The 2,417-nt window shown below is 42.4% G+C and carries 2 protein-coding genes; both read left to right on the top strand.

The features are described 5' to 3' along the window. Positions 1 to 884 precede the first annotated feature (884 nt). Positions 885 to 1,241 (top strand): nucleotidyltransferase family protein, encoded by a 357-nt coding sequence (locus tag GXZ17_RS09375; protein WP_409377025.1) that lies wholly within the window; start codon positions 885 to 887, stop codon positions 1,239 to 1,241. Beyond that, positions 1,238 to 1,720: a hypothetical protein gene (locus tag GXZ17_RS09370; RefSeq protein WP_409377024.1), complete on the top strand. Its 483-nt coding sequence runs from the start codon at positions 1,238 to 1,240 to the stop codon at positions 1,718 to 1,720. The genes GXZ17_RS09375 and GXZ17_RS09370 overlap by 4 nt, the downstream gene beginning before the upstream one ends. The last annotated feature ends 697 nt before the right edge of the window (positions 1,721 to 2,417 follow it).

Genomic DNA, 2,417 nt, shown 5'->3' with positions numbered 1-2,417 from the left:
ATAAGGGGGCGCTGCCCCTCATAACCCCTTTGAAAAGACGAAAGCATAAAGACAAAAATCAAAAGAAAAAGCAAAAACGTGGATTCCCGATAAAAGATTTCGGGAATGACAAAAAAGGCGTCACCCCCTGAATGTGTTTATCATCCCTTGTCTGTCACCCCTGAATGGTGCTATCAGGGGTCCATGGTATTTAAAAGTATTTGGATTCCCGATTAAAGATTTCGGGAATGACGGATGATGTGGATGCCTCGCTAAATTTCAGGCATGACAAAAAGAGAAGCCCTCGACGGGAGAGGGACGGTTTAGAGAGCTTCCGGGGAGAGGTAAGGTGAGGGTGGACAATAAAGGGGGCGTTGCCCCCTTATAACCCCCGGAAAAGACAAAAAAACAAAGACAGAAGGAGAAAAAACAAACAGCCTACGGCATAAACTGAAAATAATAAAAGCATAAAAAGCAAATGCCACTGGTGGGAAAGCCATCCACCAGTATAAAGGGGAAATTCTTTCCCCCTTATGAACCTTCAAAATGCTTTTCTCTCAAAAAATCTCTTTGCTGAAAAACTTCCCCCTTCCTTACCCATCCTGCCAAATCAATGATTTGGCAGGGAAGCCGGGCACTCCCTCCTGCAAGAGGTGGCACCCTCTGAAGCAAAGAAAAAATACGAGAAGCAAAACGACGAAGCAATCTCGCTTTCCAATGAACCTCAACAAATTTAAAAAAGCAAGCTACATTATGTCAAAAGCTCAGGATTGTCATGCCAGCTATAGCTCAAAGTAGACCTTGTGAGGGATACCCCTTATAGCTCTGAATGCCAGATTCCCTGGCTTCTCCTGTGATATAATTCCTCGTAGAGGGACTTTCAAAGAGGTGAAACTGTCCAGAAGATGAGCAAATCAATAAAAGAAAAATATCCTCTCCTCTTTCAAGGTAGAAAGCCCGGCGAGGACCTGGATGCTCGATACCACAGAGCCTGGCAGGGAGCCAGAATAGCAGCCGATATCTTGAAAAAGGAATATGGAGCTGAGAAGGTCTGGGTTTTTGGTTCACTTACTCAGAGGGATAGATTTGACCAGAAATCAGATATAGATTTAGCAGAAGTTGGTATACCAGATGATAAATTTTATTCAGCAGTTGCAGCTATCACCAGAGCCGTTAGGGATTTCGAGATAGACCTGGTGGATATGAAAAACTGCCAGGACTCCCTTAAGAAGGTCATAGAGGAAGAAGGTATTTTAATATGAGCAGAAAATATCTGGCTCTGGCCAGCAGAATAAAAACCGAACTTTCAGACATAGAAGCAGTAGTAAAAAGAATAACAGGCGGATGGGAACGTTTGCAAGCCACCGGAGACGACTATTATCTGGACAGTGTGGCGCTTAATCTGCATACTTTTTATTCTGCGCTGGAGAGGATTTTCACCCTTATTGCTATGGATATCGATGGAGCTATACCAGAAGGACTCTCCTGGCACCAGGATTTACTAATCCAAATGAAAGTCGAGATAAAGAAGATTCGGCCAGCAGTATTGAGTCAGGAAACCTATCAAATGCTTGATGAATATAGAGCTTTCAGGCACGTGGTGAGAAATGTGTACACCTTCAACCTGTCTTGCGATAAGATAGCGCCTCTTGTTAATAATATTGAGAGTTTATTCACCCGGTTAAAAAGAGAAATGGAGCAATTCGTCAGATTCCTTGAAGAGGCAGGAGAAAGTAATTAAGTGTTCAAATAGTCGAAGCACTTATTTTCTGTAGCGGCCTCTCTTCCCTGTTTGTAATTTATGAATGTCTCTATCGACTATGAGGGGGCGCCGCCCCTTTATAGCCCCCTGAAAAAGCAAAAACACAAAAAGAAAAAGCAAAAACTTGGATTCCCGATTAAAGATTTCGGGAATGACAAAAAAGGGGGTCATTCCTGAATGGTTCTATTGCCCTTATTCGTCACCCCGGCAATTTTTAAGCCGGGGTCCAAACTATAAAAATAAAGACTAACTGAGGGAGAAAAAGCCTCCCTCAGTAGAAAGATTTGGATTCCCGATAAAAGATTTCGGGAATGACAAAAAAGGAGGTCATTCCTGAATGGTTCTATCAGGAATCTAAATAATGGGAGGGAACGCCCCTATGGTTTCAAAAAGGAAGACAAATGCTTTTAGATTCCCGATAAAAAATTTCGGGAATGACGGAAAGGGAGGTTGTCACCACTGAATGTCTCTATTACCCCTTTTCGTCACCCCTGAATGTTTCTATCAGGGGTCCATAAGTATTTAAAAGCATATGGATGCCTGATAAAAGCGCTCAGGCATGACGAGAGAGGTAGATTCCCGACTAAAACTTTTGAGAATGACAGAGGAGATGGGCGTCTCACTATTTTTCAGAAAAAACTCCTTTCTCTTTGAATTTTGTGTTAAAATTTTATCT

The organism is Candidatus Sordicultor fermentans, from assembly GCF_012728195.1.
In the GTDB taxonomy this organism is placed as follows: domain Bacteria; phylum Atribacterota; class Atribacteria; order Atribacterales; family Caldatribacteriaceae; genus Sordicultor; species Sordicultor fermentans.
Note: the sequence above shows the minus strand (reverse complement) of the source record. Positions and strands in the feature narration are given on the sequence as shown.

Bases quoted from the DNA above. Each gene is read 5' to 3' on its own strand.
- GXZ17_RS09370 (WP_409377024.1), top strand. From the start codon at position 1,238: ATGAGCAGAAAATATCTGGCTCTGGCCAGCAGAATAAAAACCGAACTT.
- GXZ17_RS09375 (WP_409377025.1), top strand. From the start codon at position 885: ATGAGCAAATCAATAAAAGAAAAATATCCTCTCCTCTTTCAAGGTAGA.